Origin of the sequence: Actinoallomurus oryzae (assembly GCF_039541955.1) — a bacterium.
Classification (GTDB): Bacteria; Actinomycetota; Actinomycetes; order Streptosporangiales; family Streptosporangiaceae; genus Actinoallomurus; species Actinoallomurus oryzae.
In genome coordinates this window covers 378,320-404,166 of sequence record NZ_BAABHF010000025.1, presented here as the reverse complement: position 1 = coordinate 404,166, position 25,847 = coordinate 378,320, and the positions used below count along the sequence as shown (strand labels likewise).

The following is a 25,847-nucleotide window of genomic DNA, read 5'->3' as shown; positions in this document are numbered from 1 at the left end:
TTCACCAGCGTGGACTTACCCGCCCCGTTCTCCCCGGCGAGCGCGTGAATCTCTCCGCCGCGCAGGTCGAGCGACACGCCCCGCAGCGCCTGGACGGCGCCGAACGACTTGCCGACGTTGTCCAGCGCGAGGATCGCAGGCGGCTCGCTCATGCTTCGCTCCCGGAAGTGAACGATGTAAAAACGTTTTAACGAAGTTGACCCGGGACGCTAAGTCTGGCCGGAGGATACGTCAAGGGGGCGATCTGGCGCCCGAGCCCCTCCTTCTCGCACAATCAGGCCTCTGAGCTGCGGTTATGGCATATAGATAACGAGAAAGTCACCGTCGGTGGCGGATCGGCGGCTTCGTTCCGGCCTGGTTGACACGTTTTAATTGGTTCGCTTTAGTGAACGCCACTGGCTGGAGGAGGCGCGGCGATGGTGACCGTGGGCATCAAGGAGGTCGCGCGGCGGGCCGGCGTGTCTCCCGGCACGGTCTCGAACGTGCTGAACCGCCCCGAGCGCGTCGCCGCCGCGACCCGCTCGCGCGTCGAGCAGGCCATTCGCGAACTCGGTTTCGTACGCAACGGCTCAGCCTCCACCCTGCGTGCCGGGCAGAGCCGGGCGGTCGGTCTGGTCGTGCTCGACGTCGGCAACCCGTTCTTCGTCGAGGTCGCCCGCGGCGTCGAGGACGTCGTCAGCGACCGCGACCACGCGGTCATCCTGTGCAACTCCGGCGAGTCACCGGAGAAGGAGACACGCAACCTGCGGGTCCTGGCCGAACAGCGGGTCCGCGGCGTCCTCATCACCCCGGCCGGCGACGACGTCTCCGGCCTGGGACGGCTCCGCGAACGCGGCGTCGCGGTGGTGTTCGTCGACCACTCGGCCTCCGGCGACGTGTGCTCGGTCGCCGTGGACGACGTCGCCGGCGGCGAGCTCGCGGTGCGCCACCTGATCGGGAACGGCGCGCGCCGGCTCGCGTTCGTCAGCGGTTCGAAGGCGATACGCCAGTGCGGCGACCGGCGGCGCGGCGCCCTGCGAGCCCTGGAGACATCCGGGCTTCCGCCCGGCACGCTGGCCGACGTCGTCGTCCCGGAGATGAACGCGCACGGCGGTCAGCACGCCGCCCGTACCCTCCTCGACGAGGGCCTGCCGGACGCCGTGTTCTGCGCCAACGACCTGCTCGCCCTCGGCGTGCTGCGCGTCCTGCTCCAGGCGGGCGTGCGCGTCCCGGAGGACGTCGCGCTCATCGGCTACGACGACATCGAGTTCAGCTCGGCCGCCGCCGTACCGCTCAGCTCGATCCGGCAGCCGACGTACCAGCTCGGCAAGATCGCCACCGAACTGCTGCTGGACGAGTGCGACGACCCGGACGGCCACGCACACCAGCAGATCATGTTCCAGCCCGAACTCGTCGTCCGCGAATCGAGCGGCTGAGATGACTCCGCGCACGCGTGAACGCGCGGGCTTCCTGCAGGCGTGGCCAGGCGACGTCGCAGAGGGCCGGCCCTGTTGAGGACGTCCGTCAGGTGTCGTCGTCGGGCGGGGCCCCGGCGAAGGCGCCGGCGAAGGCAGCGAGGGCGGCGGTTCCGGCCGCATGGTCGGGCAGGCGCGGGTCGGGTGCCGTGCGGAGAAGCACCAGCTGGTGATACACCGGCGCGGTGGCGGCGATGAGCAGTCGCCGAGCGTCGGTATGCGGCGGGAGCTCGCCGCGCTCGATGGCCCGGCTGACGATGACCTCGCAGCGGGCGTACCGGTCCTCCCAGAGCCGCTGTTGGGCCTGGTCGGCCTTCTCGGAGCGGAACGAGGCGGCGATCAAGGCTGCGACGATCGGCGGCTGTGCGGTCAGGGCCTCCTGAATCTCGTGGTTCAGTGCCGCCAGGTCGCCTTTGAGCGAGGCGGTGTCCGGTGGCTGCCAGCCGTCGTCGCTCGCCGCGTCGAGGACATCGGCGAGCAGGCCACCGACGTCGCCCCAACGCCGGTACACCGTTGCGCGGTGCACGCCCGCGCGGATGGCGACGGCGTCCATCGTGAGGCCGTCGTAACCGTGTTCGCCGAGCTCGGCGAGGACCGCGTCGTGTACCTGCGCACGAATACGTGCGGTACGGCCACCGGGGCGGCGTCGGGCCGGCGGCGTCGGACGGGTGTCCTCCGGTCGTGCTGCTGCGGCAGTCATCGCTGGTTATCCGGTTGCTCAGCGGGACGGTGTCATGCCAGCATCTTAATGCAGCATTCGTCGCATTAGTGGCCACCCTTTCAGGAAGAGAAACGACTCGTCATGCCGCCTGTCCCCGCCGACCCGACCGTGGTGCATCCAATGCCCGGGCAGCCGCGTGTGGTCCTGCTGAAGCCGCTGATCACCTCGCCGCTCATCGAGGTCGGGGAGTTCTCCTACTACGACGATCCGGACGATCCAACCGCCTTCGAGACCCGTAACGTGCTGTACCACTACGGGCCCGAGAAACTGGTCATCGGAAAGTTCTGCGCGCTGGGTGAGGGTGTGCGGTTCATCATGAACGGCGCCAACCACCGCATGGACGGCCCCTCGACGTTCCCCTTCCCGATCATGGGTGGTTCGTGGGCCGAGCACTTCGACCTCATCACCGGCCTTCCCGGGCGGGGTGACACCGTGGTGGGCAATGATGTCTGGTTCGGCTACCGGGCCATGGTGATGCCCGGCATCCGCATCGGCCACGGAGCGATCATCGCCTCCGGTTCCGTCGTCGTCGACGACGTTCCCGACTACGGCATCGTCGGCGGCAACCCGGCCAGGCTCATCCGCCGCCGCTTCGGCGACGCGGACATCGACCGTCTCCTGGCCCTGGCCTGGTGGGACTGGCCGCTCCAGCACATCACCGAACACATCCCCGCGATCATGTCCGGCGACATCGGCGACCTGGAGAACGCGGCGCCGATCACTCCGCGGTGATCCGTCCACCTTCCAGCACGGAGAGTCGCACCACCAGCATGCACGCTTCGTCCCGCCACGACCGGTTCGCCGACCGGCTTCTCGCCCATGCCATCCCGCTCACCCACCTCGACCCTGAGGCACCGCTCGATGACCTGGAGCCGCTGCGCGGCATCATCGGCGGAGCCCGCGTCGTCGCGATCGGCGAGAACTCCCACTTCATCAACGAGTTCGCACTCATGCGCCGGCGCATCCTTCGGTTCCTGGTCGAACGCTGCGGCTTCACCGTGCTGGCCTTCGAATACGGCTTCAGCGAGGGCTTTCCCCTCGACTCGTGGGTCCGGGGCGAGGGTGCGGAGGACGATCTGTCGTCCCACCTGGCCGCGGCGATCCCCGTGGGACTCGCCGAGCCGCTGCGCTGGATGCGCCGACACAACCGCACGGCCTCGCGGCCGGCGCGCTTCGCCGGAATCGACATCCCGGCGGCCGGTGGGTCCTTGCTGCCCGCCCTGGCCCCGATCGCCGACTACCTGCGCCGGATCGACCCCGAGACCCTACCGTCGGTCCAGACGGCGATGCGGATCGCCGAATCGTTCGCCGGCGAGTCCGGGGCCGTGGCCGCGCCCGCGTGGGCACGCCTGGCCACCGCCGACCAGGATGCTCTCAGCGCGGTCCTGATGCGCCTGCTCATCCGGTTCCGTTCCGTCGAACCGCTCTACGTCTCCCGCGGCGACCGGCAAAGCTACGACATCGCCCTGCGGCGTCTCGAAGGCGCCTGCCACGCGGACTACACCTTCCGCGCCATGGCCGACCTTTTCGCCGGAGGCGGGCTCACCGCCGATACCTCGGCCCGGGACCTCTACATGGCCGGGTCGGTCCGGTGGCACCTGGAGCACCTCGAACCCGGGGCCCGCGTCGTGCTGGCCGCCCACAACGCCCACATTCAGAAGTCACCGGTCTCCTTCGACGGCCACCTCACGACGCTGCCGATGGGGCAGCACCTGCACAGGGTCCTCGGCGAGGAGTACTTCGCCCTCGGCCTGACGAGCACCGCCGGGCACACGGCGGAGATGCGCCGCGACGAGAACACGCGCTTCGGCTTCGTCGTCGAAGACACCGCTCTGGAACCTCCCGAGCCGGGAAGCATCGAAGCCGCCTTCGCCGACGCCGACCTCGGACTCGGCATCGCGGATCTCCGCCGCGCGCACCGCGAGCCCGCCGACGGCGCCGGCCGCGCCCCCAGTCCCGGCCCCGACCGCATCCGGCTGCAAAGCGCCTACTTGCATGTCCCCGTCCTCGACGCGTTCGACGGCATCCTCAACACCTCGACCTCCACCGTGGCCGACGACATCGAAGGCTGAGAGCCCGACCGGCGATGCCGAAAACAGGGGAAGGTAGATCTTTTACTCTTTCGCACCTTAGTCGGTAACTTCCCTACACATCGCGTGACCTGCGGCGTTAAGGTGCATGCCATGCGTTTTGTCCCCCTTGCCGCGATCATTGCCGCCCTGATCGCGGTGGTTCCCTCCCCCGCATCGGCGATCACCAACGGCATGCCGGACGGTGAGACGCACCCGGCCGTGGGCGCGATGGTCAACGCCAAGCCGTATCCCGACGGCACCTGGTCGTACTGCACCGGCACCCTGATCTCGCCGACCGTCTTCCTCACCGCCGCCCACTGCGGTGAGAAGGACCAGAAGACCGCGATGGTCTCCTTCTCCAGCCACTACCAACTCGGCTCCGGCGTCTACATCGGCCGCTACAAGGCCGATCCCGAGTACACCGAGAAGTCCGACTCCCACGACATCGCGGTCGTCGTCTTCAGCACGCCGATCGCCGGGATCAAGCCCGCGCGCCTGCCGACCGCGGGCCTGCTGGACCGGCTCCAGGCCGACGGCACCCTGGCGAAGTCGTCCTTCACGCCGGTGGGCTACGGCTCGGCGCTGCCCACCGACGACGGTAAGACGCTCCACTACTCCGACACCCGCCGCCGTACGTCGATCTCCTTCGGCAACCTCACCCGCACGTGGCTCAGGCTGTCGATGGACTCCGCGAAGAAGGACGGCAGCACCTGCTTCGGCGACTCGGGCGGTCCCAACTTCCTCGGCGGGCCGACCTCCGACCTGATCGTGGCCACCACGATCAGCGGTGACGACGACGCGTGCCGGACGACCAACCTCGACTACCGCCTCGACACCGCGACGGCGCGGGCGTTCCTCGGCAAGTACGTCGCTTTGCCCTGACCGGCCCGTCGCGGAAACCGGTGGGCACCCGCGATCATGTCGTCATGGGTTTCCTGGTCTTCATGCTCATACTGCTGTTCGTCATGGGTGTCATGGGCGCCGGGATCACCGTGCTCTTCCGCGCCCTGCGGACCGCGCAGATCAAGGTCGAGCGGCGTCGCCGGGACGCCCTCTACGCCTGGACCATGGCGAACGGATGGCGGATGCACGAGGGCGACGCCGCGACCCGCTGGCGGCCACGGCTGGCGCACCTGCGGGGGTTCCGGATGCGGCGGCTGGCGTACGGGACCATCGGCGTGCTGCCGATGACCGCCGCCGACTGCCGGTACGAGACCACGACCACCAACGCCGAGGGCCAGGCGCAGAGGACCGAGGTCAATCTGTCGGTGTTCGTCGCGGCGCTGCCGGGCGCGTGGCCCGAGATCTCCGTCGGCAACCGCCGCCTGGGCTCACGGATGGTGCGCGCCCTGGGCGGGCACTCGGGAGTCGAGATCGGACACCCGGGGTTCGACCGGCGCTTCCGCGTGGAGACGGCCGACCCGTACGCGGCGAGGGCGCTCCTGTCGCCCGCTCTCGTCGACGCGCACCTGCGTGGCCAGGCGCCGAACTGGAGCATCAGCGGCGGCGAGCTCATGGTCCTGGAAACGAGGCGCCTGACGCCCGAGCGCATCCCGCCGGGCGTCGAACGTCTCCGCTGGCTCGCGGCCGTCCTCGGCGTACCGAGCTGAGCGGCGGTCAGGCCGGAGGGGTGAACGCGCAGGGCAGCCGCTTGTAGCCGTTGATGAATCCCGACAGCAGGCGGTCGGGTTCGCCGGACGCGTGGATGTCCGGGAGCCGGGTGAACAGCTCCTCCAGCATGATGCTGATCTCCCGGCGGGCCAGGTTGGCGCCGAGGCAGAAGTGCGGTCCGGGGCCGCCGAACCCGACGTGGGGATTGGGCGTACGGGTGATGTCGAAGGTGTCCGGGTCGGTGAAGACCGCCTCGTCGCGGTTGGCCGCGTTGTAGAACAGCAGCACCTTGTCGCCCGCGTGGTACGTGTGCCCGTTCATCTCGTGGTCGCGCGTCACGTTGCGGCGCATGAAGATGACCGGCGTGGCGTAGCGGACGATCTCCTCGACCGCGCCGCCGATCCGCCCGTGGAAGTCCTCCAGGAGCAGCCGTCGCTGCTCGGGGAAGTCGGTGAACAGCTTCAGCGCGTGGCTCAGGGCCGTACGCGTCGTCTCGTTGCCGGCCACGACGAGCAGCAGGAAGAACGAGCCCAGCTCACGCGTGGTCAGCCGCTCGCCGTCGACGTTGGCGTTGACGAGCGCCGAGGTCAGGTCGTCGGTCGGGTTCTTGACGCGCTCGCGGCCGAGGCGGGCCGCCAGGCGGTGCAGGTCGCGGGCCGCGCGCACGATCCGGAACAGCGCGCGGGCCATCGTGAACCGGTCGATCCGGTCCGGGCTGACCCCGGTGTACTCCTCGTCGGAGTTGCCGAGGATGACGTTGGTCCGGGCGATGACCCGGGCGTAGTCGCGCTCGGGGATGCCGAGCATGTCGCAGATGACCTCGACCGGCAGTCGCACGGCGACCTTGGCCACGAAGTCTCCGGGCCCGGATTCGATCAGCTCGTCGACGATGCGCACGGCGCGCCGGCGTACGTCGTCCTCGGTCTTGGCGAGCATCTTCGGCGTGAAGGCGCGGGAGACGACCCGGCGGATCTTGGCGTGCCGAGGGTCGTCCATGTTGATGAGCGAACCGAAGTACCGCCCCATGTACGCCGGGAGGTCGGGGATCGTGGTGGCGCTCGGCTCACTGCTGAAGACGTCCGGATGGCGGCTCGCCTCACTCACGTCGGCGTGCCGTACGAGCGCCCAGTATCCCTTGCCGGCCGGCACGAGCGGCACGGACAGCTCGGGAAAGAACACCGGATGCTCCCGCGCGCGCAACGCCGCGAAGGCGGCCATCCGCTCGTCGAGCGGACGCGCCCAGAAGTCCAGCTCGGACAGGTCGAGATCTTCGAGTCCGGGGGGCGACTCGGTCGTCATGCGACACCACCCATGTAAGCGACCAGTTACAGTGAAGCACATCCGGCCGGCGGGGAAAAGGCCGCGCGATGGTCGCCCCCCTTCCGGGGCTACTTGGCGAACAGCTGTGACTCGTCGGCGAACGCCTTGAACTCCAGCGCGTTGCCCGCCGGGTCGCGCAGGAACATCGTCCACTGCTCCCCGGGTTCGCCCGCGAACCGGACGTACGGCTCGATGACGAACTCCACGCCCGCGTCCCGCAGCCGCCCCGCCAGCGCGTGGAAGTCCTCCGGCGGCAGGATGAGGCCGAAGTGCGGCACCGGCACGTCGTGCCCGTCGACCGGGTTGCTCCCCGCGGAGCCCGCCGTGACCGGCACCCGGTGGGTGACCACCTGGTGGCCGTAGAAGTTCCAGTCGACCCACACGTCCGACGAGCGCCCCTCGGGCAGGCCGAGCACGCCGCCGTAGAAGGCACGGGCGCGTCCGATGTCGTCCACCGGTATCGCCAGATGGAACCCAGGACGTACGCTCTTGGGTCCTCCTTCGTCGGAGGGGGTGACCACCGGGGCGTGTCCTTTGATTCCCTCGCTTCGCTCGGTCATGCGCGACTCCTCCTTACGCTCGTGACACGCCCGAGTCTTTCATCCTCCCTTGGCGGCTCGCGCGGCGGCGGCGAGGTCCGGCAGGGCGCTCTCCGGGACCAGCGACAGGTTGTACAGCGCGATGTCGGCCGCCCCCACTCCCATCAGCGCGCGGACGTCGTCGGCCAGGCGGCCCTCGGTGCGGTCCGGGCTCCAGTTCAGCGACGCGAGCAGCGGCCGGTCGCCGGCCAGGGCCGCCAGACCGCCGTACCGGGCGGCGAGCGCGTCGCCGGCCAGCGTGCCGCAGCCGACCCCGACCCGGTCGGCCGGTGCGAACGCGTCCGGGCCGGAGCCCTGGAGCGCGGCCATGTCCGGGTCATCGAAGATCAGCGGGCGGACGGCCGTGTCGTACTCGTGCGCGGCGGCCGCGGTCGCCTCCATGACGCGCCGCACACCGTGCGCGCGCACCGTCCGCAGCGTCGGGGCGCCCTCGCCGGCGAGCGCCAGAGCCCGCAGCTCCGGCGGGTCGTGGCCGAGCTCCTCCATCAGCCGTACGCAGGCGCCGCAAAAGCACTGCCCCGCCAGCGCCCGCGCCATCCCGGTCAGGGGCGCCAGCTCCAGCGAGATGACGTACGACGGGTCCCAGGCGGCGTACAGCGCGGACTCCAGCTCGATCACGTCCGGGGAGAACCGGGCGCACACGTCGGCGACCAGCGCGGCGGCGTACTCGACCACGTCCGGGTGGCTCGGGCACAGCGCGTGGATCGTGGGCGTGCCGTCGAGCGTGCGCGCGGCGAGTTCGGGGTGCGCGGCCACCACCGGGTCGTCGTGCAGCACGACCGTCCACGCGTGGAAGGCGAGGCCGTGGCGCGGCGCCTCCTCCCGCAGCTCACGCAGGGCGCTGATCTCCTCCTCCCCCGCGACCGTGAGCGGCCGCAGCCGCCCGTACCGATCCTCGCCGGGCGGGAAGTAGGTGATCCCGGGCGGTGAGTGCCGTACGACGCCGTGACGAGCGAACCAGCGTCGCGCCGGGTGGTAACGGACCGCCACCGCGATCGCGTCGGCACCGAGCCCGGCGGCCAGAGCGCACAGCTCGGCCGGCCCGGTGAGCACGGCGTCTTCCGGGTAGCAGAAGACCTGGACACTCACGTCTTGGCGACGGTCAGCAGGATGACGGAGTTCTCCAGGGCCTCCAGGCCGTGTCGCACGTCGGGGATGATCAGCAGGTCGCCGGTGCGCGCCTCCCATGCGTCGGCGTCGGCGGTCAGGCGGACGCGGCCCTGCAGAACGTACAGCGTCGCGTCGCCCGGACTCTCGTGCTCCGACATCGACTGTCCGGCGGTCAGGGCGATGGCCGTCTGCCGCAGCGTCCGCTCGTGACCGCCGAAGACGGTCTCGGAGCTGCGTCCCGTGGTGTCGGCCCCGGCCCGGGCCGCCAGCTCGCGCGCCAGGGCCTCCAGTGACATCTTCCTCTGCATGACGCCAGTCTTACAGTGCCGCCGCGGACGGCGGCCAGACCCCCGTGTCTCCGGCGCGGCGCAGGCCGTCGAGAAACAGGGCGACGTAGTACCGGCCGACGTCACGGGGGCCCAGCGCCCCGTCCGGGTGCCACCAGGTGCTGATCTGGTGCACCGCCCCGAACAGGAAGTTGACCGCCAGGTCGGCCGGCGCGTCGGTCCGGAACGTCCCGTCCCGCCGGCCCTCCTCGACCAGGGCGCGGAACCGCTCGTGGTAGCGCCGCCGCTCCGCGCGTACGGCCCGGCGCTTGTCCTCCGGCAGCAGGTGCATCGAGCGGAAGAAGACGGTCAGCTGGTCCAGGTGGGCGCAGCTCGTATCGATCACGTCGAGGACGGCGTCGCGCAGCCGCTCCTCCGGGGTTCCCGGGCCGCCGGCGATCCGCTCCAGGCGTTCGGTCTGCAGCGCGAGCAGGCGGTGGTAGATCTCATACAGCAGGTCGTCCTTTGCCGCGAAGTAGTGGTACATCGCGCCCTTGGTGACGCCCGCCGCCGCGACGATCTCCTGCACCGAGGTGTTCTCGTAGCCGTTCTCGGCGAACAGGCGCGTGGCCGCCTCGAGCAGCCGTTCCGGCAGCGGCCGTGCCCGCCCGGGAACCTCCGCCGTCCCCTGCGCCATCCGTGCCGCTCAGCGGTTCCGGTACGGGGCGAGCTCGCGGCGGGCGATGGAGCGCTTGTGCACCTCGTCCGGCCCGTCCGCCAGGCGCAGCGTGCGCATGCCGGCCCACAGCTCGGCCAGCGGGAAGTCCTGCGACACTCCTCCGCCGCCGTGCGCCTGGATGGCGCGGTCGATGACCCAGTTCGCCATCTCCGGCACCGCCGCCTTGATCGCCGAGATCTCCACGCGCGCGCCCTTGTTGCCGACGGTGTCCATCAGCCACGCGGTCTTGAAGACCAGCAGCCGGGCCTGCTCGATGCGGATGCGCGACTCGGCGATCCAGTCCTGGACGACACCGTGGTCGGCGATCGGGACGCCGAAGGCGACGCGTGAGGTGACCCGCTCGCACATCAGCTCCAGCGCGCGCTCGGCGATGCCGATGGCGCGCATGCAGTGGTGGATGCGGCCGGGCCCGAGGCGCTCCTGGGCGATGCGGAAGCCCTCACCCTCGCCGAGCAGGATGTTGCCGACCGGCACCCGGACGTTGTCGAAGCCGACCTCGGCGTGCCCGCCGTGGGTGCCGTCGTCGTAGCCGAAGACCGTGAGGCCGCGCTCGACCGTGACGCCGGGGGTGTCCTTGGGCACGAGGACCATGCTCTGGCGCCGGTACGCGGGCCCGTCGGGGTCGGTGACGCCCATCACGATGAAGATCTCGCACTCGGGACTGAGCGCACCGGAGGACCACCACTTGCGCCCGTTGAGGACGTACTCGTCGCCGTCGCGCTCGATGCGCAGGGAGATGTTGGAGGCGTCGGAGGAGGCCACCGCGGGCTCGGTCATGCAGAACGCCGAGCGGATCGCCCCGTCCAGCAGCGGCTCCAGCCACCGCTGCCGCTGCTCCTGGGTGCCGAACATGGCGAGGATCTCCATGTTGCCGGTGTCGGGCGCGGCGCAGTTGAGGGCGACCGGCGCGATCTTCGGGGACCGGCCCATGATCTCGGCGAGCGGCGCGTACTGCAGGTTCGTCAGCCCGGCGCCGTACGGCTCGTGCGGAAGGAAGAGGTTCCACAGTCCGCGCTTGCGCGCCTCGGCCTTGAGGTCCTCGATGACCGGCGGCGTGGACCACGGGTCGGTGCGCTCGGCGGCCTGGGCGGCGTAGACCGGCTCGGCCGGGTAGACGTGCGCGTCCATGAACTCCAGCAGCCGGTTCCGGTAGTCGCTGGTCGTCGCGTCGAACCCGAAGTCCATGCCGTTCCTCTCCACCGCGAATGCCGTACATACCGACCAGTCGGTATGACGTCACCGTAGGTCGGTGTGCGGGAGCACGTCAACGGACGCCCTGGTCCGGTTCGCGCGACCTCTCCCTCACCGTCCCGGCCGTCTTCCGCGTCACGGCGGCCGTCGCCCGCCGTTCGGCCGGTCCGGACAGCCAGGTCAGGATGGCCGCCGCCAGGACGAAGACGGCCGCGATGACCGGAAGCGCCGCGGCTCCGCCGGACTTCAGGCCGACCGCGCCGATCAGGCCGGACAGCGAGATCGCCAGGTACAGCACCGCGGCGTTGAGGGAGACCGCCAGCGGCCCGGCCCCGGCGGGCGAGAGCGCGATGGTCCGGTGCTGCTGCGGAGCGGTGACCGACCAGGAGGCCAGCCCGGACAGCGCGACCACCGGCACCACCGCGGCGAACACTCCGCTGACCAGCGGCATGACCAGGAACACCACAGCCAGCGAGAGGGTGGCGGTGATCACTACCCGGCGCGGCCCGTACCGGTCGGCGAGCCTGCCCGCGACCAGGTTGCCCGCGGTGCCGGTCACTCCGAAGGCGAACAGCAGGAGCGCCACCCGGTCGCCGTCACCGTCCAGCGCCGGAGCGAACACGGCGCCGATGTAGGTGTAGGGCAGGTAGATGCCGATGAAGGCCAGCAGCGTGCCGGCCAGCACCCGGACCACCCCGGCATCGGCCAGCGGCGCGAACCGCTGCCGCAGGCCGGCCGCGCCGGCGAGCCGGATGTGCGGCAGGCGCAGCGCGATGATCGGCGTCACCACGACGGTCAGGGCGGTGACGAACCACAGGGTGGCCCGCCAGCCCCAGGCGTCGCCGATGGCGGTGCCCAGCGGGGCGCCCACCACCAGCGAGGAGGTCAGACCCACGGTGACCACGGCGATCGCCTGACCGCGCCGCCGCTCACCGGCGACGGTCGCGGCGGTGGCACCGGCGTTGGGGGTGAACATGGCCGCGCCCGCTGCGGCGAGGACCCGGGCGGCCAGGACCAGCGGGTAGCCGGGCGCCAGCGCCGTCACCACGTTGCCGGCCGCGAACACCAGCAGTGCCGCGACCAGGACGGTACGCCGGGACCAGCCGCCGGTCAGCGCGGCGAGCACCGGCGACAGCACCGCGTACGCGATGGAGAACACGCTGACCAGCTGGCCCGCCGCCGCGACGCTGACGGACAGCGAACGGCTGATGTCGGGGAGCAGGCCGGCGATGACGAAGGCGTCGGTGCCGACCACGAAGGCGCCGACGGCCAGCACGCTCACGTGGGGCAGCCAGCGGTCGCCGGTCACCGAGTCCGTCATGGGCACTCCCCGTTGTCAGTTCCTCCATGGCAGCGGCCAGTCAACCCGTCGTGTGCGCGGACCTGAAGGACCGATCGGATCACCGTTGATACCTTGCGGATATGAATGATCTGGAGGTGCGGCACCTCCGCTACTTCGTGGCCGTCGCCGAGGAGCTGCATTTCGGCCGGGCGGCGGCCCGGCTGGGCATGGCACAGCCGCCGCTGTCCCGGTCGATACGAGAGCTGGAGCGCCGGCTGGGCGTGACGCTGCTCGAGCGGACGACACGTCAGGTCGCACTCACGGCGGCCGGAGAGGTCTTCTTGCGGGACGCCCGGGCCGCGCTGGAGGCGATCGCCGCGGCCGCCCGCCGCGCGAGGCACGTCGGCCGGCCCGCACCGCGGCTGCGGCTCGCACTCAAGGCCGACCACGACGGCGGGCTGCTGCCGCGGATCCTCGCCGCGTACCGGCGGGAGGATGCGGCACCACCGGTCGAACTGCTGCTGGGCGGACGGGGAGACCAGGCCCAGGCGCTGCGCGACGGCCGGGCGGACGTCGCGCTGCTCGCCGTCCCCTGCGACGAACGCGGTCTCGACGTCGAACCGCTGCTGACCGAGCCCCGGCTGGTCGCCCTGTCAGCGGCCGATCCGCTGGCCGCCCGATCATGCCTGCGGCTGGCCGACCTCGCCGGGCGGACGCGTCCCGACGGAGCCCCGGCGGACCGGGACGACGTCGGGCCACCCGTCGGCAGCGGCGAGAGGCCACGGAGCACCGACCGCGAGCCCGCGGTCGTGAGTCACCGGGCGCCCTCCGACCTGACCCAGATCTTCAAGCTGATCGAGCTCGGCGGCACCGTGGCCTTCCTGCCCGCCTGCGTGACACGCCGCTACCCGCGACCTGGCATCGTCTACCGCCCCGCCGACGACCTCCTGCCGGTCACGCTCGCCGTGGCCTGGCCGCAGGACTCACACTCACCGACCGTCGCCGCCTTCGTGCGAGCGGCCACGGCCGTCGCGGCGTCCGACGAGCAGGATGCGACGGTGCCACCGGAAGCGGTCACGCGGTCGTCCGGGTGACCGGTCCCGGCCGGGTCAGGTGCGGATCGAGCTCTCCCGGACCTTCAGCTCCGCGGTCAAGGTGATGTGGCGTTCGGGGAACGGCTCGCCGCTCACTCGCCTGAGCAGGAGCTCCGTCGCCTGCCGGCCGATCTCGTACGTCGGCTGGCTCACCGCGGTGATCTGTGAGCGCAGGCTCAGCGCCGGCATCATGTCGTCGAAGCCGACCAGGGCGATGTCGTCCGGGAAGCGCACCCCCGCCGTGTCGAGCGCGTCCACGGCGCCGATCGTCATCAGGTTGTTCGACACGAACAGGCCGTCCGGGCGGTCGGGCAGGGCGAGCAGCCGTTCGGTCGCCTCGCGGCCTCCGTCGATGCGGAACTCACCGCTCACCACGAGTTCGCGCGCCGACGGCAGGCCCGCCGCCCGCAGGCCCGCACGGTAGCCCGCCAGCCGGCCGGCACCGGTCGTGGTGCCCAGGCGGCCGGCGATGAAGCCGATCCGGCGGCAGCCCTGCTCGACGAGGTGGAGCGTCGCCTCCTTGGCGGCCCGGTGGTTGTCGACCATCACCCAGTCGACGTCGGCGGTCTTGAGCCGCCGGTCGATGGTGACCACCGGAATGCCGCGCTCGGCCAGCACGTCGATGGAGGTCTCGGTGGCCGAGGCGGGCGACAGCAGCACGCCCGCCATCCGCTCGGCGGCGGCCACCTCCAGGTAGCGCTGCTCCTTGCGCAGGTCCTCGTCGGCGTTGGCCAGCACCACCGAGTAGCCGGCCGCGCTGGCGACGTCCTCCACGCCGCGGACCATCGCGGTGAAGAACGGGTTGGTGATGTCGGAGATGATCACGCCGAGCACGGTCGTCGCCCGGGTGCGCAGGCTGCGGGCCTGGCTGTTCGGGCGGTAGCCGAGGGCGCGCACGGCGGCGAGCACGCGCTCCTTGAGATCCGGCGAGACCGTCTCGGAGGTGTTCAGCACGCGCGACACCGTGGCGGGCGACACGCCCGCCGTCCGCGCGACCTCCCGGATCGTCACCTGAGCCATGTGCCGGCCCCCCTCCTCGCCACCCGGAACATTGTCCACGGTCACCCGGATGCCGGGGGTTGACAGGTCCGGAAGCCACGATCTACGTTCCGAGAAATCGATTTCAGAAATCGATTTCTCGATGACTCTACCGCACCCCGGCGCCCGATCGGAGAAGGCGGCCGGGACGTCGAACCGGAGGTCACGCGTGGCGCGAATCGGTCTTCTCAGCATGTCGGACGGGCGCGACTTCGTCGCGCGCGACGTCGCCGACCATGTGGGCGAGTCGACACGGACCCTCGCCGAACTGCTGCGGGCGCACGGGCACGAGGTGATCACCGCCCGCGACGTCATCTGGACCAACGAACTCGCCACCACCGAGGCGCGGTGGGTGGCCGGGCAGCGGCCCGACCTGACCATCTTCAACTATCCGGTGTGGGCGTTCCCGCACTTCACCATGCTCGCCGCGGACGCCACCCCGGGCCCGCTGCTGCTCGTCGGCAACATCGACCCGCAGTACCCCGGCATGGTCGGCATGCTCGCCGGCGGGGGCGCGCTCGACCAGGCCGGCCGCGTCCACTCCCGCGTGTGGGGCGACCCGGAGGCCATCACCGACCGGATCCTCACCCGCGTCCGGGCCGCGACGGCCGTGACCGGCCTGCGCGGCTCGACGTTCGGCCGGATCGGCGGCCGGCCGATGGGGATGTACACCGCCGTCGCCAACACCGATCAGTGGATGCGGCAGTTCGGCGTCGACGTCGAGGAGATCGACCAGTGGGAGGTCGTCCGCCGCGCCGAGAACGCCGACGCCTCCCGGGTCGCGGCCGGGCGTGACTGGCTGGAGAAGCACGGCAACGTCCACTACGACGGCAGGCAGCTGACGCCGGAGCTGCTCGAACGCCAGATCCGCTCCTACTACGCCGTACGCGAGCTGATCGACGAGTGGAACCTGGACTTCTCCGGCATCAAGGGCCAGCCCGAGCTGACCACGCACTTCGCCACCATGGACGTCACCGAGGCGTTCCTCAACGACCCGTACGACTGGGAGGGCCCCAAGGAGACCCACGTCACCGCGACCGAGGCGGACATGGACGGCGCGCTGACGATGCAGATCCTCAAGCTCCTGTCCGGCGATCCGGTGCTGTTCGCCGACGTCCGCCACTACCACGCCGACAAGGACGTGTGGGACCTGTGCAACTCGGGTCAACACGCGACCTGGTACGCCGCGCGCTCGGCCGATCCGGCGGAGAACCTCGCATCAGTGCACTTCCACCCGGAGGTCTTCTACTTCCCGGCCGGCGGCGCCTCCGTGCAACACCTCGCCGCGCCCGGGGAGATGACCTTCGCGCGCCTCACCCGCTACGACGGGCGGTACCGGATGCACGTCATGCGCGGCGCCTTCGAGACCTACGACGACGCGACGAACGAGGCGATGATGCGCCAGTCGACGTACGAGTGGCCGCACGCGTTCGCCCGGCTGCGCGTGGACAGCGAGGAGTTCCTGTCCCGGTTCGGCGCCAACCACATCCACGCGGTCCCCGGCGAGTACGTGGCGGAGCTGCGTGCCGTCTGCGAACTGCTCGCCATCGACTTCGACGGGTTCGGTGACCTTCGATGAGACCTCACCTGAGACGCCTCGCCGTCCTCCTCCTCGCCGCCGGCACGCTGACCGGCGTCACGACCCACGCTCAGGCGGCCCCCGCGAGCGCCAAGGGCCCGGTCGGCTGGGACGTCTACCGCCATCCCGAGCGGCTCGCCCGGCTGAGCACCGGCGTGCAGACCAAGCAGTTCTCCAGCTTCGACCGCACCGGCGGCAACAACGACGGCTTCGACGGGACGTACTCCTGCCTGCGCACCACCGCGGACGGCTGCGTCATCGCCGAGCACGACGGCGCCGGTGAGGTGGACGCGATCTGGTTCACCCGCGACAACGGCGACGTGCGCGCCACCGGGAACATCACCATCACCCTCGACGGCCGTGACGTGGTGCACGCGTCGCTCCAGGACCTGGTCGACGGCAAGGTCGGCGCGCCGTTCGTGAACCCGCTCGTCGCCAACGCCGACCAGAGCTCCGGCGGCGTGTACGTCGAGGTGCCGATGCCGTTCCGGCACTCGATGCGGATCATCACCGACAAGAACCCGATCTTCTACCACGTCACCTACCGGACCTTCGCCGACGACACCGGCGTGCGGACCTTCGACCCCTCCGACAAGGCCACGGACGTCATCGCGAAGCTGAAGGCCGCGGGCACCCGGGACCCCAAGGCACCGTTGCCCGGCGCCCGCACCCGCAGGACCGCGCTCCACCTCGCGCCCGGCGCCACCGCGACGCTGGCGCGCGAGGCGGGCCCCGGTGAGCTGTCGGCCGTACGGCTCACGCTGCCGCAGGCCGAGCAGGTCACACCCCACAACGTCGAGGACGAGGGGCGTGCCTTCGGCGCCGGCGGTTCGAGCACCTTCACCGTCAAGGTCGACCCGGCCAACACGGGCGTACGGCTGACGCGCCGCTACGACCCGGAGATCGGCCACCAGCGCGCCACGATCTCCGTCGACGGCCAAGCCGCCGGGCAGTGGGGGCCGACGGAGCCCCGGGGCGCCGGGCAGTGGGCCGAGGAGTCGGTCGAGCTGCCGGCGAGCCTGACCGCCGGGAAGTCGCAGCTCACCATCCAGAACACCTTCGTCTCCTCCGACCTGGACTACAACGAGTTCACCTACTGGGCCGACAGCCACGTCGGCGGCTCGCTCACCCGTACCGACACGGTCGACGTCGGCGACACCGCGGACGAGTCCGCCCACGCGTACGCCATCACCGGCCAGACCTGGCAGGGCGACCGGGTGTTCGCCTACCCGCTCGGCGACGACGAGCTGGCCAGGCTGCACACCGCGCAGCAGCTCCTGCAGGGCCTGCGGGTGCGGATCACCTTCGACGGGAAGCGGACCGTCGACTCACCGCTCGGGGAGTTCTTCGGCTCCGGCTTCGCGGTCGCGCCCGTACGGTCCCTGTTCACCGGCATCGATCCGGCCGCGCACTCCTACGCCGCCTGGTGGCCGATGCCGTACGGCCACGACGCGAAGGTCGAGCTGTACAACGGCTCGCCGCTGACCGTAACCGGCGGGGACGCGCAGGTCACCTCCGGGCGCCACGCGATGGCCGGTGAGGGCTACTTCCGCACGCAGTCCCGCGCCGGCGCCACTGAGAACGGCAAGGACTGGGCGTACCTGCAGGCCACCGGCCAGGGCAAGTTCGTGGGCGTCGTCTCCTCGATGCAGGGCCCGGCGTCGCGGGCGTTCCTGGAGGGCGACGAGCGCGTCTACACCGACGGCTCGCGCAGCCCGCAGCTGCACGGGACCGGCACCGAGGACTTCTACCAGAGCGGCTGGTACTTCAACCGCGACACCTACACCGAGCCGTTCAACGGGGATCCGGCGCACCTGACCGCCACGACCGGCTGCGCCGCCGGCTCCGACTGCACCGGGGCGTACCGGTTCATGCTGAATGAGGCCGTGCCGTTCGGCTCGGCGATCACCTTCGGCATCGAGCACGGGCCCGGCGACGACGTGGCGGCGAACTACTCCACGACCGCCTTCTGGTACGGCCGCGACTCCGCCGCGTCCCGCCGTACGGACACGCTGACCCTCGGCGACGCGGCGAGCGAGAAGGCGCACGGTTACACCGGCACCGGCCCGGCGACCAGCCTGAGCTCGACCTTCGAGGGCACGAACACCGCGCTCACCGCGAACGTCCGGCCCGCGACGACGCCGGTGACGTTCCGGCTCGCCGTCGACCCGGCCAACAAGGGCGTCACGCTCCTGCGGACGAGCGACCAGAACACCCCCTACCAGCGCGCGAAGGTGAGCGTGGACGGGCACGCGCTGCCGGACTGGCTCCAGCCCCTCGGCAACACCACCCACCGCTGGCTGGACGACACCTACCAGCTGCCGGCGAGCGTCACCGCCGGACGACGCTCGATCACCGTCACCCTGACGCCGGACGGACCGCCCTGGTCGGCCGCGTCCTACCAGGCCTGGAGCAGCCCATGACCGAGCGAAGCGAGGGAATCGAAAGACACGTCCCAGTGGACACTCCCTCCGACGAAGGAGGGCTCATGCTCCAGGAGGTACTGCTCCGGATGCGGGGCATCGGCAAGAGCTTCCCCGGTGTGCGGGCGCTGTCGGGCGTCGACCTGACCGTGCACGCCGGGGAGGTGGCCGCCCTGCTCGGTGAGAACGGGGCGGGCAAGTCGACGCTGATGAACGTCCTGGCCGGCGTGCACGGCGACTACGACGGCGTCATCGAGGTGGGCGGAGAGGAGGTGGCGATCCACTCCCCCAAGGACGCGGCGCGGCACGGGATCGCCATGATCCACCAGGAGCTCAACCTCGTGCCGGAGCTGTCCATCGCGGACAACATCTTCCTCGGCCGGGAACCCCGCACCCGGTGGGGCACCCGCGACCGGCCCGCGGCGCACGCCCGTACCGCGGAGCTGCTGGCCGGCCTCGGCCTTCGGCTGTCCCCGCGCCGCCTGGTCCGCAGCTGCCGCATCGCCGAGCAGCAGCTCATCGAGGTGGCCAAGGCGCTCAGCAACAACGTGCGGATCCTCGTCATGGACGAGCCGACGTCCGCGCTGGCCGACGCCGAGGTGCACCGGCTGTTCGAGGTGATCCGCGACCTGACCGGCCGCGGCGTGGCCGTCATCTACATCTCCCACCGGCTGGAGGAGCTGGAGGAGATCGCCGACTCGGTCACCGTGCTGCGCGACGGCGCGTACATCGGACGGCGCGACATGGCCGGCACGACGCGGGCCGAGCTGATCCAGATGATGGTCGGCCGCCCGCTGGGCGACCTGTTCCCCCGCGAGACCGGGGAGCACGGCGGCGGCGACGTGCGGCTGCGGGTCGAGGGCCTGTCGCTGCGCGCCGAGGCGGGCCGGTCGGCGCTGCACGACGTCGACCTGACCGTTCGCGCCGGGGAGATCGTCGGGCTGGCCGGCCTCATGGGCGCGGGCCGCAGCGAGGTGCTGGAGACGCTGTACGGCGTCCACCGGCCGGCGGCCGGGCGGATCGAGCTGGACGGCGAGCCGTACCGGCCGCGTTCGCCGCGGTACGCGATCCGGCGCGGCCTGGCGCTGGTCGCCGAGGACCGCAAGGCGCAGAGCCTCGTGCTCGGCAACACCGTCGCGTTCAACGCGAGCCTGGCGGCGCTCGGCCGCTACACCCGGCTGTTCGTGGACCGGCGGCGCGAGCGCGCCGCGGTGGCCGGGCAGGTGCGTGACCTGCGGGTGAAGACACCCGGGCTGAACGCGACGGTACGCAACCTCTCGGGCGGCAACCAGCAGAAGGTGGTGCTGGCCAAGTGCCTGCTCACCGAGCCGGCGCTGCTGCTCATGGACGAGCCGACCCGCGGCATCGACGTGGGCGCCAAGGCCGAGATCCACGCGCTGATGAGCCGGCTCGCCGGAAAGGGGACCGCCCTGCTGGTGGTCTCCTCCGAACTCCCCGAGCTGATCGCCATGTGCGACCGGATCCTCGTGCTCTGCGAGGGACGCCTCACCGGGGAGTTCCACCGCGACCCGGCGCACGGCCCGCCCGCCACCCAGGAGGACATCCTCGCCGCCGCGATGGCGCGCCAGGCCGTACTCGATCAGGAGACAGCTGATGCCTGACCAGACCGCGACCGAAGAGGAGACCGTGGCCGCGAAGGCCGGCGGCTCGCCGCCGCGACTGCGGACCCGGATGCGGCGGCTGCTGCCGGTGCTCGGCTCGCTGCAGGGCTACATCGGCCTGATCCTCGTGATCGTGCTGGGGCTCGCCACCAAGGGCGAGGTGTTCTGGAACCAGACCAACCTCACCAACGCGGTCGGCGCGTTCGCCTCCCGCGGCATCCTCGCGGTCGGCGTGACCCTCGTGATCCTCACCGGCGGCATCGACCTGTCGGTCGGGTCCATCTTGGGCATCGGCTCGATGGTCTCGGCCATGATGCTCGTTCACCACAACCTGACGCCCTGGGAGATCGTGCCGATCTGCATGCTCGTCGGGGCGTTCTTCGGGCTGTGCAACGGCGTCGGCACGACCTGGCTGCGGATCCAGTCGTTCGTGATGACGCTCGCGATGCTGTCGGTGGTGCGGGGGCTCGACCGGCAGTACTCCAACAACGTCAGCGTCGGCACGCAGGTGGTCAACGATCAGGGGCACCTGACGCCGCACTCGGCGCAGTTCCAGGACCTGGGCACGCCGGGGCACAACGTGCTGACCGGCGTCCTCGGCCAGGGCGTCTACTACCCCGTGCTCGCGCTGGTCGTCGTCTGCGTCGTGTTCCAGCTGATCCTGTCCAAGACGCGGTTCGGCCGTCACGTGTACGCGGTCGGGGGCAACGCGACGGCGGCCCGCCTCTCCGGCGTCAACGTGACCGCGGTGACCATCACCGTGTTCGTGCTGTCCGGGATGCTCGCCGGGTTCGCCGGGCCGATCGACGCGGCCTACAGCGCCTCGGCCGACCCGCTCGCCGGCACCTCGTACGAGCTGGACGCCATCGCGGCGGCCGTCATCGGGGGTACGAGCCTGGCCGGCGGCCGGGGCACGATCGTCGGCACGTTCGTCGGCGCGCTGATCCTCACGCTGCTGGACAACGTGCTGGGGCTCAACGCGGTCAGCGACAACTGGCAGCTCGTCATCAAGGGTCTGATCGTCGTCGCGGCGGTCGTCCTCCAGCGGCCCGGCTTCTTCGCCGCCGCTCTCACCCCGGTCAGACGCCTGATCGGATCTTCACCCCGAGAAGGAGACGAAAAGTGAGATCGTTGATTCGCCCGCTCGTGGCGGTCGTGGCGGTGGTGACCCTCGCCGCGGGCTGCGCGTCGAAGGCACCGTCGAGCTCGGGCGGCTCCGGCTCCGGCTCCGGCGGCAAGAAGCAGTTCGTCGTCGGCTACTCCCAGTCCAACAACGCCGAGCCGTACCGCGCGCAGCTCAACCTGCAGCTCGAGTACTTCATGAAGCAGCACCCCGACATGAAGCTGCTGCCGATCGCCGACGCGCACCAGTCGAGTGCGACGCAGGTCAGCCAGGTGCAGAACTTCATCCAGCAGAAGGTGGACGTGCTGATCGTCTCGCCGAACGAGCCGGCCCCGCTGACCGCGGCCGTGCAGCAGGCGTGCCAGGCGAAGATCCCGGTCATCATCCTGGACCGCAGCGTCAACACCGACTGCTACACCTCCTTCATCGGCGGCGACAACTACGAGATCGGCAAGCTGGCCGGGCAGGAGGCGGTCAAGCAGCTGCCGAACGGCGGCAACGTCGTCGAGCTGCGCGGCATCATGTCCGACCAGCCGCAGATCGACCGGGACAAGGGCTTCCGCGACGGCATCAAGGCCAACCCCAAGATCAAGATCGTCGCGGACCGCGAGGCGAAGTGGCTCAAGGACTCCGCCGTGCCGATCATGCAGCAGTGGCTGAGCAGGTACCCCAAGATCGACCTGGTGTACGGGCAGAACGACCCGATGACGCTCGGCGCGTACCTCTCCGCCAAGGCGCAGCACCGGGAGAGCCAGATGAAGTTCATCGGCACCGACGGCCTGGCGATCCCGGACGGTGGCATCCGCGCCGTCCAGCTCGGCGAGCTGACCAGCACGTTCGTCTACCCGACCTGCGCCAAGGAGGCCGCCGACACCGCGTACGCCATCACGCACGGCAAGCAGGTGAGCAAGAAGCAGGTGCTGCACACCACCCAGGTGACCAAGGAGAACGCGGCACAGCTCTACAAGCAGTACGACATGTCCGGGAAAATCGGCGGCTGAACGCGTGACGGTAGAGGGGGCGCGGCCGTGCCGCGCCCCCTCGGCGGGAAAGGGTGGCTCGTGAGTCTCCTGCTTGGGGTCGACATCGGCACGTCCAGCACGAAGGGGGTGCTGACCACTCCGGACGGCACCGTGGTCGCGACCGCGGTCCGCGAGCACGCCGTGTCGCGGCCCCACCCGGGCTGGGCCGAGCACGACGCCCGCGAGGTGTGGTGGGAGGGGTTCGCCGCGGTCACCCGCGAACTGCTTCCCCAGGCCGGCGGCGAACCGGTCGCCGCCGTCGGCGTCAGCGGGATCGGCCCGTGCGCGCTGCCGGCGACCGCCGCGGGCGAGCCGCTGCGCCCCGCCATCCTGTACGGCGTCGACACGCGTGCGGTCGCCGAGATCGAGGAGCTGACCGCGCGGTACGGCGCCGAGGCGATCGTCTCGCGCGGCGGCTCGCCGCTGACCACGCAGGCGGTGGGGCCCAAGCTGGCCTGGCTGCGCCGCCACGAGCCGGACGTGTGGGAGCGCACCGGCCGGCTGTTCATGGCGAGCTCCTACCTCGTGCACGAGCTGACCGGCGTGTACGTCCTGGACCACCATTCGGCGAGCCAGTGCTCGCCGCTGTACGACAGCCGCGAGCACGCCTGGATCGGCGAGTGGGCGCGGGAGATCGCCCCCGGCCTGGACCTGCCGCCGCTCGCCTGGCCGGGCGAGGTGGCCGGCACGGTCACCGAGGCGGCGGCGGAGCGGACGGGACTCGCGGTGGGCACGCCCGTCGTCGCCGGCACCATCGACGCGTGGGCCGAGGCGGTCAGCGTCGGGGTGACCGAGCCCGGCGACGTCATGGTCATGTACGGCACGACCATGTTCCTCATCGAGGTCCTCGCCTCGCGCCGCACCTATCCGGGCCTGTGGGGGACGGTCGGCGTCACGCCCGGCACGTACGACCTCGCGGCCGGCATGGCCACCTCGGGCGCGGTCACCGACTGGCTGCGGCAGCTCACCGGCGCGGCCTACGAGGAGCTGACCGAGGAGGCGCGGGCGGCCGGGTACGGCGCCGGCGGGCTGATCATGCTGCCCTACTTCGCCGGCGAGCGGACTCCGCTGTTCGACCCCGACGCTCGCGGTCTGGTGCTCGGCCTGACCCTGGGCCACGGGCGCGGCCACCTGTACCGCGCGGCCCTGGAGGGAACGGCCTTCGGCGTACGGCACAACCTGGAGGCGATGCGGTCGGCGGGCGGCGAGGCGCGGCGGCTGGTCGCGGTCGGCGGCGGCACGAAGGGCGGCCTGTGGACCCAGATCGTCTCGGACGTGCTCGGCCGGCCACAGGTCATCCCCTCGGTGACGATCGGGGCGTGTTACGGCGACGCGCTGCTGGCCGCCCGCGCGGCGGGCCTGTCCGACGGCGAGGGCTGGAACCCCCCGGCCGGCACGGTCGAGCCCGACCCCGCGGCCGGCGAGATCTACGCCGAGCTGTACCGGCTCTACCGCGACCTCTACCCCGCGACCCGCGACGCCGCCCACGCCCTGGCCGCCTTCTCACGGGAGCCGTGAGCGGCGGCCGGGCGGCGATGTCCGGAAACCCCGGCGGTCTTACTGGGCGCGGCCCTTCTCGTCGCCGCGGTCGACGTCGAGGCCGACGACCGACATGCAGCGATTGCACCGCCATTCGGCGATGACCGACTCCGCGCCCATGTCGCGCGTGCGGTAGGGCTTGGAGACCTTTTTCCGCCGCATTCCGTAGCCGCAAGTGGAGTGCATCATCAGCCCGCACTCATGGCACGGCCACACGTCGTTGCCGGGACGACGGCAGCCGGGGCACACGGGCCGGTCGTCGTGTCCCTCGAACGCGTCGAGGTCGGCTCGCCAGGCGCGCTCGAGTTCGAGGTACTCATCGTCGGGCCAGTGGTGGTCGGCCAGCCAGGCGAGGTACTCCTCGGCGTCGGCGGCGAGGTTGGCGGTCATGGACTCCGGATGTCGCCAGGCCGCGCCCCCGGCGCGGTCGTCCCGGCGGCGGACCGCCATGACCGGAACCAGGCTGATGAGGGCGAGGGGCAGGATCACGACTGAGACGATCATGACTCGGCGTCCACGGTCATGCTCGCGTCGCCCCGGACACGTCCTCGCGGCAATGCGGCAGGGGGCACTGGGGTTCCCACGGTGGCGTCCTTTCGTGAGTCACTGCTGGGGGAGAAAGATCACAAGGACCCTGGTCCACACGCACGTGGGCTTGTTGCAAAGCGGTATGAACAGTATCGAATCCCGCCTTGGCTAGGAAATCGATCTCACAATTCAATGATCATTTCTTCTCGCGCCATAATTTGTGATCATGAAACCGTTCATGATCGAATAGCGCGGCGCGAGCCGCGATCCGGTCTCACCCCATGCCGGATATCGGCCACCGCGGGCGCCGGGCGAGGACCCTAGGCGAACGAGCCGTTGAGGCGCAGGGCGTGCGCGACGACGGCGATGAGCACCTGGATCACCGACTCGCGTGAACGGGCGTCGCACATGATGATGGGGACGCCCGGGTCGAGGTCCAGCGCCACGCGGACGCGTGCCTCGCCGTACCTCGGTGCGCTGTCGAAGCAGTTCACCGCGACGACGAAGGGCGTGCCCCGCTGTTCGAAGTAGTCGATCGCACCGAAGCAGTCCGGCAGCCGCCGCGTGTCGGCGAGCACGATCGCGCCCGCCGCTCCGCGGGCCAGGCCGTCCCACATGAACCAGAACCGGCGCTGCCCGGGCGTGCCGAACAGGTACAGCATGACGTTGTTCGGGAGGGTGACGCGGCCGAAGTCCATCGCCACCGTGGTGGACTCCTTGGAGTCCACGCCGATGGGACCGTCGATCGCGCGTCCGTACGAGGACCGGCCGCTCTCGGTGCGCAGCGGGCGGATCTCGCTGGCCGTGCCCACGAGTGTCGTCTTGCCGGCGCCGAACCCTCCGGCGATCAGGATCTTGATCGCCCTGGGGCGCGCGTCGGTCCGCGGTTCAAAGGGAGTGAAGCTCATCCAACACCATTCGGAGTACCGTCTCGTCGCGTGCGTATTCTGACGCCACCGGCACGCCGCCCGCCACGACGGCGACCAGGCCCAGCGGCCCTCCGTGCGAACGCGTCCGTCCCCGCGTGACCGCGCAGGGCCGGACCCCGGGTCCCGCGGCGTCGCCGAACGACCGCCGTCGCCGTCCGCTCACCGGACATCACTCTCCACCCGGCGTTCCGCCCGCCGACCGCGGCGCGGTCCCCAGATGTCGGCGCACCCGTTTGACCAGCCGGGTCATCTCGTACCCGATGACGCCGATGTTCACGTCGCCCTCGGCGAAGACGGCCAGGCACGAACCGTCCCCGGCCGCCATCACGAAGACGAAGGCCGCCTCCAGCTCGACGACCGTCTGGCGGATGTCACCGCCGCCGAACGTGGTGCTGACGCTGCGCGCCAGGCTGTGGAACCCGGCCGAGAGCGCGGCGAAGTGCTCGGCGTCCGCCGGCGTGATACCGCGCGACAGGCCCATGGGCAGGCCGTCGCCGGAGAGGATCATCGCCTGCTGCACCGAGTGGACCCGGCCGACGAGGTCGTCCAGCAGCCAGCCCAGCTCACCGGTTGTTTCGAGCATCC

25 protein-coding genes are annotated in these 25,847 nt (G+C 71.0%); 12 read left to right on the top strand and 13 right to left on the bottom strand.

Annotation, left to right across the window (positions count from 1 at the left end):
* A partial coding sequence (locus ABEA10_RS25515) for an ATP-binding cassette domain-containing protein (RefSeq protein WP_345468240.1) occupies window positions 1–152 on the bottom strand: 152 nt, incomplete at its 3' end.
* A 264-nt stretch (window positions 153–416) separates the two neighbouring features.
* On the opposite strand from ABEA10_RS25515, the gene ABEA10_RS25510 reads away from it, so the two are divergent.
* Window positions 417–1,415: a LacI family DNA-binding transcriptional regulator gene (locus ABEA10_RS25510; RefSeq protein ID WP_345468181.1), complete on the top strand. Its 999-nt coding sequence runs from the start codon at window positions 417–419 to the stop codon at window positions 1,413–1,415.
* Window positions 1,416–1,503: 88 nt separating this feature from the next.
* On the opposite strand, the gene ABEA10_RS25505 is transcribed toward ABEA10_RS25510, so the two are convergent.
* Window positions 1,504–2,154: a TetR/AcrR family transcriptional regulator gene (locus ABEA10_RS25505; RefSeq protein WP_345468179.1), complete on the bottom strand. Its 651-nt coding sequence runs from the start codon at window positions 2,152–2,154 to the stop codon at window positions 1,504–1,506.
* A 102-nt stretch (window positions 2,155–2,256) separates the two neighbouring features.
* Here ABEA10_RS25505 and ABEA10_RS25500 point away from each other — a divergent pair, with 102 nt between their 5' ends.
* The 4 genes from ABEA10_RS25500 to ABEA10_RS25485 all read left to right on the top strand — a co-directional run bounded on the left by ABEA10_RS25500 (window position 2,257) and on the right by ABEA10_RS25485 (window position 5,857).
* Window positions 2,257–2,907: a CatB-related O-acetyltransferase gene (locus tag ABEA10_RS25500; protein ID WP_345468177.1), complete on the top strand. Its 651-nt coding sequence runs from the start codon at window positions 2,257–2,259 to the stop codon at window positions 2,905–2,907.
* A 38-nt stretch (window positions 2,908–2,945) separates the two neighbouring features.
* Window positions 2,946–4,247, top strand: a complete 1,302-nt coding sequence (locus tag ABEA10_RS25495; RefSeq protein WP_345468175.1) for an erythromycin esterase family protein — start codon at window positions 2,946–2,948, stop codon at window positions 4,245–4,247.
* A 111-nt stretch (window positions 4,248–4,358) separates the two neighbouring features.
* Entirely contained in the window at window positions 4,359–5,129 is a 771-nt protein-coding gene (locus ABEA10_RS25490) for a S1 family peptidase (RefSeq protein ID WP_345468172.1), read from the top strand.
* Window positions 5,130–5,173: 44 nt separating this feature from the next.
* On the top strand, window positions 5,174–5,857 hold the full coding sequence (locus ABEA10_RS25485; RefSeq protein WP_345468169.1) for a hypothetical protein: 684 nt from the start codon (window positions 5,174–5,176) through the stop codon (window positions 5,855–5,857).
* Window positions 5,858–5,864: 7 nt separating this feature from the next.
* Here the strand turns inward: ABEA10_RS25485 and ABEA10_RS25480 are convergent, their stop codons facing one another.
* From ABEA10_RS25480 to ABEA10_RS25450, 7 genes are all read right to left on the bottom strand, one after another.
* Entirely contained in the window at window positions 5,865–7,157 is a 1,293-nt protein-coding gene (locus ABEA10_RS25480) for a cytochrome P450 (RefSeq protein WP_345468167.1), read from the bottom strand.
* A gap of 89 nt (window positions 7,158–7,246) precedes the next feature.
* Window positions 7,247–7,738: a VOC family protein gene (locus ABEA10_RS25475; RefSeq protein ID WP_345468164.1), complete on the bottom strand. Its 492-nt coding sequence runs from the start codon at window positions 7,736–7,738 to the stop codon at window positions 7,247–7,249.
* Between the two features lie 39 nt (window positions 7,739–7,777).
* Window positions 7,778–8,866, bottom strand: coding sequence for a hypothetical protein (locus ABEA10_RS25470; protein ID WP_345468162.1), 1,089 nt, complete (start codon window positions 8,864–8,866; stop codon window positions 7,778–7,780).
* Entirely contained in the window at window positions 8,863–9,195 is a 333-nt protein-coding gene (locus tag ABEA10_RS25465; protein ID WP_345468160.1) for a cupin domain-containing protein, read from the bottom strand. Before ABEA10_RS25465 ends, ABEA10_RS25470 begins: the two co-directional genes overlap by 4 nt.
* Before the next feature lie 10 nt (window positions 9,196–9,205).
* On the bottom strand, window positions 9,206–9,850 hold the full coding sequence (locus ABEA10_RS25460) for a TetR/AcrR family transcriptional regulator (RefSeq protein WP_345468158.1): 645 nt from the start codon (window positions 9,848–9,850) through the stop codon (window positions 9,206–9,208).
* A gap of 9 nt (window positions 9,851–9,859) precedes the next feature.
* Entirely contained in the window at window positions 9,860–11,077 is a 1,218-nt protein-coding gene (locus tag ABEA10_RS25455) for an acyl-CoA dehydrogenase family protein (protein ID WP_345468156.1), read from the bottom strand.
* A gap of 79 nt (window positions 11,078–11,156) precedes the next feature.
* The gene (locus ABEA10_RS25450; RefSeq protein ID WP_345468154.1) at window positions 11,157–12,404 is read right to left on the bottom strand and encodes an MFS transporter; all 1,248 of its coding nucleotides are present in this window, start codon (window positions 12,402–12,404) and stop codon (window positions 11,157–11,159) included.
* A gap of 101 nt (window positions 12,405–12,505) precedes the next feature.
* Here ABEA10_RS25450 and ABEA10_RS25445 point away from each other — a divergent pair, with 101 nt between their 5' ends.
* Complete coding sequence (locus tag ABEA10_RS25445; RefSeq protein ID WP_345468151.1) at window positions 12,506–13,459, top strand: LysR family transcriptional regulator; 954 nt, start codon at window positions 12,506–12,508, stop codon at window positions 13,457–13,459.
* Between the two features lie 15 nt (window positions 13,460–13,474).
* On the opposite strand, the gene ABEA10_RS25440 is transcribed toward ABEA10_RS25445, so the two are convergent.
* The gene (locus tag ABEA10_RS25440; protein WP_345468149.1) at window positions 13,475–14,479 is read right to left on the bottom strand and encodes a LacI family DNA-binding transcriptional regulator; all 1,005 of its coding nucleotides are present in this window, start codon (window positions 14,477–14,479) and stop codon (window positions 13,475–13,477) included.
* A 187-nt stretch (window positions 14,480–14,666) separates the two neighbouring features.
* On the opposite strand from ABEA10_RS25440, the gene ABEA10_RS25435 reads away from it, so the two are divergent.
* The 6 genes from ABEA10_RS25435 (at window position 14,667) to ABEA10_RS25410 (ending at window position 23,784) form a co-directional block, all read left to right on the top strand.
* Complete coding sequence (locus tag ABEA10_RS25435; protein ID WP_345468146.1) at window positions 14,667–16,076, top strand: L-fucose/L-arabinose isomerase family protein; 1,410 nt, start codon at window positions 14,667–14,669, stop codon at window positions 16,074–16,076.
* A complete protein-coding gene (locus ABEA10_RS25430) occupies window positions 16,073–18,499 on the top strand; it encodes a glycoside hydrolase family 172 protein (protein WP_345468144.1) in 2,427 nt (808 codons plus the stop codon). The genes ABEA10_RS25435 and ABEA10_RS25430 overlap by 4 nt, the downstream gene beginning before the upstream one ends.
* 65 nt (window positions 18,500–18,564) lie before the next feature.
* A complete protein-coding gene (locus ABEA10_RS25425; RefSeq protein WP_345468141.1) occupies window positions 18,565–20,121 on the top strand; it encodes a sugar ABC transporter ATP-binding protein in 1,557 nt (518 codons plus the stop codon).
* The gene (locus tag ABEA10_RS25420) at window positions 20,114–21,247 is read left to right on the top strand and encodes an ABC transporter permease (RefSeq protein WP_345468140.1); all 1,134 of its coding nucleotides are present in this window, start codon (window positions 20,114–20,116) and stop codon (window positions 21,245–21,247) included. The genes ABEA10_RS25425 and ABEA10_RS25420 overlap by 8 nt, the downstream gene beginning before the upstream one ends.
* Window positions 21,244–22,245, top strand: coding sequence for a substrate-binding domain-containing protein (locus ABEA10_RS25415; protein WP_345468138.1), 1,002 nt, complete (start codon window positions 21,244–21,246; stop codon window positions 22,243–22,245). The genes ABEA10_RS25420 and ABEA10_RS25415 overlap by 4 nt, the downstream gene beginning before the upstream one ends.
* Before the next feature lie 60 nt (window positions 22,246–22,305).
* Window positions 22,306–23,784, top strand: a complete 1,479-nt coding sequence (locus tag ABEA10_RS25410; RefSeq protein WP_345468137.1) for an FGGY-family carbohydrate kinase — start codon at window positions 22,306–22,308, stop codon at window positions 23,782–23,784.
* 39 nt (window positions 23,785–23,823) lie between these two features.
* On the opposite strand, the gene ABEA10_RS25405 is transcribed toward ABEA10_RS25410, so the two are convergent.
* The 3 genes from ABEA10_RS25405 to ABEA10_RS25395 form a co-directional block, all read right to left on the bottom strand.
* Complete coding sequence (locus ABEA10_RS25405) at window positions 23,824–24,309, bottom strand: hypothetical protein (protein ID WP_345468136.1); 486 nt, start codon at window positions 24,307–24,309, stop codon at window positions 23,824–23,826.
* A gap of 344 nt (window positions 24,310–24,653) precedes the next feature.
* The gene (locus ABEA10_RS25400) at window positions 24,654–25,241 is read right to left on the bottom strand and encodes a GTP-binding protein (protein WP_345468134.1); all 588 of its coding nucleotides are present in this window, start codon (window positions 25,239–25,241) and stop codon (window positions 24,654–24,656) included.
* A 190-nt stretch (window positions 25,242–25,431) separates the two neighbouring features.
* Window positions 25,432–25,845, bottom strand: a complete 414-nt coding sequence (locus tag ABEA10_RS25395) for a roadblock/LC7 domain-containing protein (RefSeq protein ID WP_345468133.1) — start codon at window positions 25,843–25,845, stop codon at window positions 25,432–25,434.
* Window positions 25,846–25,847 lie beyond the last annotated feature (2 nt).